This window comes from Neisseria sp. HMSC068C04 (assembly GCF_001810105.1).
Taxonomy (GTDB): domain Bacteria; phylum Pseudomonadota; class Gammaproteobacteria; order Burkholderiales; family Neisseriaceae; genus Neisseria; species Neisseria flavescens_B.
In genome coordinates, this window is sequence record NZ_KV799987.1 from 1 (window position 1) to 4,758 (window position 4,758).

Below are 4,758 nucleotides of genomic sequence, written 5' to 3' on the forward strand. Positions count from 1 at the left end.
GCCGGTTCGGGCTGACGGGCGGCTTTGTATGGGGGCGGAATGAGAGCTTGGACCAATGGGGCTTTCCATTGGGTGAAAAGGGACAAACGGATAGCCATCCTGTCGGATGGGGATAAAAAGATAAAGGGAATAAAGATATGTACTCAAAGGCATTTGACGGAAAACGGAATGGGGTAACTGTGCAGAGGGGCTACTCTTTGATACAGCTGCTGGTGGTGATGCTGTTGGTTTCGATAGTGGCGACGGCGGCATTTACGGCCTATCGGGAATCGGTCCGCTCGGCGAACCTGCGTGCGGCTCATGCCGCCCTGCTGGAAAATGCGCGCTTTATGGAGCAGTTCTATACGAAAAAGGGCAGCTTTAAGCTGACGTCGACGAAGTGGCCGGAGTTGCCGGTCAAGGAGGCGGGCGGTTTCTGTATCAGGATGAGCGGCCAGGCTAAGGGTATCTTGGAGGGGAAGTTTACTTTGAAGGCGGTAGCACTGGACAGGGAGGCGGAGCCGAGGGTATTGCGCTTGAACGAGTCGCTGACGGCGGTGGTGTGCGGGAAGATGAAGGTGAAGGGCAGCTGTACGGACGGCGAGGAGATATTTAGGGGCAATGATGCGGAGTGTCGGCCTTTTACGGGGTAGAAATCTGATCTAAAGGGAGGATGCGGATAAAGAAAAAGGACGTGGGGGACACGTCCTTTAGGGAGAGAGTAGTTTTAACACAAACAACCTTAGTTAGCTAAGGAAGGAGATGAAATATTTAGTCTTGTCAGATTGGCACACTATCAATTTTCAGACGGCCCTTTGTTATAATCTTCTTTTTACCTGAACATAAAACAGGCCGTCTTATGGAAGTCATCCAATACCCAAATTCCCCCTTCAAGCTCCACCAGCCATTTCCTCCTGCCGGCGACCAGCCTACCGCCATTGCCGGCCTGCTCGAAGGACTTTCAGACGGCCTTGCCTACCAAACCCTGCTCGGCGTAACCGGTTCGGGCAAAACTTACACCATGGCGAACGTTATCGCCCAAAGCGGCCGGCCCGCCATCATCATGGCGCACAACAAAACCCTTGCCGCCCAGCTCTACGCCGAAATGCGCGAGTTTTTCCCCGAAAACGCGGTGGAATATTTCGTCTCCTACTACGACTATTACCAGCCCGAAGCCTATGTGCCCAGCCGCGATTTGTTCATCGAAAAGGATAGCGCGATCAACGAACACATCGAACAAATGCGTCTTTCCGCCACCAAAAATCTGATGACGCGCGACGACGTGATTATCGTCGCCACCGTGTCCGCCATTTACGGTATCGGCGACCCGACCGAATATCAACAAATGGTGTTGTCCGTCAAAGAAGGCGACACCATCGAGCAGTGCGACATCATCACCACGCTCGTTTCCATGCAGTACGAACGCGGCGATTTGGACTTTAAACGCGGCAGCTTCCGCGTGCGTGGCGACGTGATTGACGTGTACCCCGCCGAAAGCTCGGAAAACGCCTTGCGCATCAGCTTGTTCGACGACGAAATCGACCGCCTCGATATGTTTGACCCGCTTTCAGGCAGCCTTATCCAACGCGTCGGCCGCTACACCGTCTTCCCGTCCAGCCACTACGTTACCCCGCGTGGCACTGTATTGCGTGCCTGCGAGTCCATCAAAGAAGAACTGCGCGAACGCATCGAATTTTTTGCCCGTGAACAACGCCCCGTCGAGCAACAACGCATCGAACAGCGCACCCGCTTCGACCTCGAAATGCTCTACGAAATGGGCTTCTGCAAAGGCATCGAAAACTACTCCCGCCACTTCTCCGGCAAAAAAGAAGGCGAACCGCCGCCCACACTGATGGACTACCTGCCCGATAATGCCATCATGTTCATCGACGAAAGCCACGTTACCGTTACCCAAATCGGCGGCATGTACAAAGGCGACGCATCACGCAAACAAAACCTCGTGGACTACGGCTTCCGCCTGCCTTCCGCCCGCGACAACCGCCCGCTCAAATTCCACGAATTTGAGAAAGTCATGCCGCAAACCGTCTTCGTTTCCGCCACCCCCGCCAAATACGAAGAAGAACACGCCGGACAAGTGGTCGAACAAGTCGTCCGCCCCACCGGGCTGGTTGATCCCCAAATCATCATCCGCCCCGTCGCTACCCAAGTTGATGACTTAATGAGCGAAATCAACGACCGCATCCAAAAAGGCGAACGCGTGCTCGTTACCACCCTCACCAAACGCATGGCGGAGCAACTCACCGACTATTACAGCGAACTCGGCATTAAAGTGCGCTACCTGCACAGCGACATCGACACCGTAGAGCGCGTTGAAATCATTAGAGATTTGCGGCTCGGACTGTTTGACGTACTCGTCGGCATCAACCTCTTGCGCGAAGGCCTCGACATCCCCGAAGTCTCCCTCGTCGCTATCCTCGACGCCGACAAAGAAGGTTTCCTGCGCTCCCACCGCAGCCTGATTCAAACCATAGGCCGCGCCGCGCGCAATGTGAATGGCGTAGCGATTTTGTACGCCGACAAAATCACCGACTCCATGAAAGCCGCCATCGACGAAACCGAACGCCGCCGCGAAAAACAGATTAAATTCAACGAAGAACACGGCATCATACCGCAGCAGATTAAAAAACAAGTCAAAGACATCATTGACGGCGTGTACCACGAAGAAGACAGCGGCAAAGGCCGTCTGAAAGGTAAAAACAAGGTTAAAGTCGGCGAAATTCACAGTGAAGAAGATGCAATTAAAGAAATTGCCAAACTGGAAAAAGCCATGCAGCAGGCGGCTAGGGATTTGCAGTTTGAAGAAGCGGCTGTGTTACGCGATAAAATTAGGAATATTAAAGAGAACTTATTGTTTGGATCGGAATAAATTTAGGAGAATCCGTCTTAGTAGATAAGTATTTTTAGGTTAAGGATAAAATTTTCAGTTTTAAATGCCGTATTTAATTTATTAAATAGCTGATTAAGCTTTTTACTTAGAAGTTTTTGAAGCTTAGAATAAGTTTGATATATCGCATATAGTTAAGCCCATGGTTAAATGGACTTGTATATAGGATTATAGGATGTAAAAATTTTTTAGAAGAGCCTGTATAGTTCTATATTAAACGTTTAATTAGTTAATAAATGGTTAGATAGTTACATAGGTAATATTAAGAATCTATGTGCTAATATTTAACCAATATGGTTATTTTTATATATAATTGATTTTTTGAGTATAAGGCTATTTAAAATGCAATGGAATATTCCTGAAGTTCCCGCAACATTAGTTCCAGAAGTCAAAAATAAGTGGGGAAAGCCATGGATGTGGGCCGCTACTTTGGCATTTGCATGTTGCTGTTCATTGCTATGGATTTTATTGTTGAAAAAGTATGCAATTTATTCGTTGGCATTTCCTGTTATATGGTTTGCAGCACTTTCTTACCGCTATATTTCTTCAGTCCATCGTTATGCCGCTATGGAGGCATGGCAGAAAGAAAAAGACAATATTCGTAGGAAGTGGACAGAGTGGGCTGGTAAGAGGGTAGCTGTAATAGACGCTTATGTAGCTCTGCCGTCTGAAATTGCACTGAATGATGTAATTGCTGAAACTAAAGGTAATGAGAGATTTGATTGTATTGCTTTTATTGATGAAGAAAATAACTTTGAACGACCATTGTGTCATGAAACAACGGTGTGGCAACTAGAAGAAAGAATTAGATCTTTGGCTGAGTTTTCAAAAAAATTGACCGTACATATCCATACTCCTGACAACGATATTTATGAAGCCTGGCAAAATAAGCTAATCAATATGTCGGAAACTATTGGTATAGAAAACTTGGATCTAGTCATAATGCCTCTGCAGGATATGAGTGAATTTATCAATAATTGGTTTGAGAAATCCGAACCTGAAGGTATCCATGCTGTCTTATCGGCTTGGTTAAATCCAGATATAGATGATTTAGAATTTACTGAAACAGTAACCTGGATAGTTTTTTCCTCTCAGCATTTGGCTAAACAGAATAATCTACCAATTCGTGCATGGGTACAACGACCTATTACGCTGGATGATGGAAAACAACCACAGTTATTGAAAAAATATGTGGATTATGGATTACATGGTGAAGCAGTTGATGCAGTATGGTTTGCTTCCTCACATGAGGAAATCCAGCAATATATGGATGGTATTAAGGCAGCAGGAGGAGACTGGCATTACGACAGAAATAGTGTTTTAAGACATAATCCTGGACTTTTTATGGGACCTCTTGCTTCGGAAAATCAATTGCTCATGTTAGGTTTGGCTGTTGAAAATACTGAGCAGAAAAATCAGTTATTTGGTTGGAATACAGATAATGGTTTTTATATGGGGCGTCTGATTCAGGCTTATAGTAATGTCTGAGATCAATCTGGTTTATAGGAATTTTGACGGCAAAGGAATGCAAAAATGAAGGGTATTATTAGATTGGGTGATTCAACTACGCATGGTGGTATGGTCATTCAAGCATCTTCCCAAATGACTATTGAAGGAAAACCTGCGGCACTAGTTGGCGATTTAGTTAGTTGCCCTATAACTGGTCATGGTGACAATCCGATTATTGAAGGCAGTCAGTATATGATGTTTGAAGGTAAAGCAGTTGCTGTTGATGGTTGCAAGACTGCATGCGGATGTGCTCTGATTAGTAGTCTGCCTAGTGTTGGGAGTGATTAAAAAAATCCTCTTTCCTTTTTGGAAAGAGGATTTTTCAAGTTTGCCTAATTGCTTATTTCTTTTCTTTAGGCATTTGA

At 46.3% G+C, this 4,758-nt stretch carries 4 protein-coding genes; all 4 read left to right on the plus strand.

Going from position 1 to position 4,758, the window contains the following annotated elements; translation table 11 throughout:
* Positions 1-137: 137 nt before the first annotated feature.
* The 4 genes from HMPREF2700_RS08955 (at position 138) to HMPREF2700_RS08970 (ending at position 4,681) form a co-directional block, all read left to right on the plus strand.
* On the plus strand, positions 138-632 hold the full coding sequence (locus HMPREF2700_RS08955; RefSeq protein ID WP_070591632.1) for a type IV pilin protein: 495 nt from the start codon (positions 138-140) through the stop codon (positions 630-632).
* A gap of 206 nt (positions 633-838) precedes the next feature.
* Entirely contained in the window at positions 839-2,866 is a 2,028-nt protein-coding gene (uvrB, locus tag HMPREF2700_RS08960) for an excinuclease ABC subunit UvrB (RefSeq protein WP_070591634.1), read from the plus strand.
* Between the two features lie 360 nt (positions 2,867-3,226).
* The gene (locus tag HMPREF2700_RS08965; RefSeq protein WP_070591636.1) at positions 3,227-4,372 is read left to right on the plus strand and encodes a hypothetical protein; all 1,146 of its coding nucleotides are present in this window, start codon (positions 3,227-3,229) and stop codon (positions 4,370-4,372) included.
* A 45-nt stretch (positions 4,373-4,417) separates the two neighbouring features.
* Entirely contained in the window at positions 4,418-4,681 is a 264-nt protein-coding gene (locus tag HMPREF2700_RS08970) for a PAAR domain-containing protein (protein WP_049332348.1), read from the plus strand.
* The last annotated feature ends 77 nt before the right edge of the window (positions 4,682-4,758 follow it).

Coding starts and splice junctions, on each gene's coding strand:
- HMPREF2700_RS08955 (WP_070591632.1), top strand. CDS start 138: ATGTACTCAAAGGCATTTGACGGAAAACGGAATGGGGTAACTGTGCAG.
- HMPREF2700_RS08970 (WP_049332348.1), top strand. CDS start 4,418: ATGAAGGGTATTATTAGATTGGGTGATTCAACTACGCATGGTGGTATG.
- uvrB (WP_070591634.1), top strand. CDS start 839: ATGGAAGTCATCCAATACCCAAATTCCCCCTTCAAGCTCCACCAGCCA.
- HMPREF2700_RS08965 (WP_070591636.1), top strand. CDS start 3,227: ATGCAATGGAATATTCCTGAAGTTCCCGCAACATTAGTTCCAGAAGTC.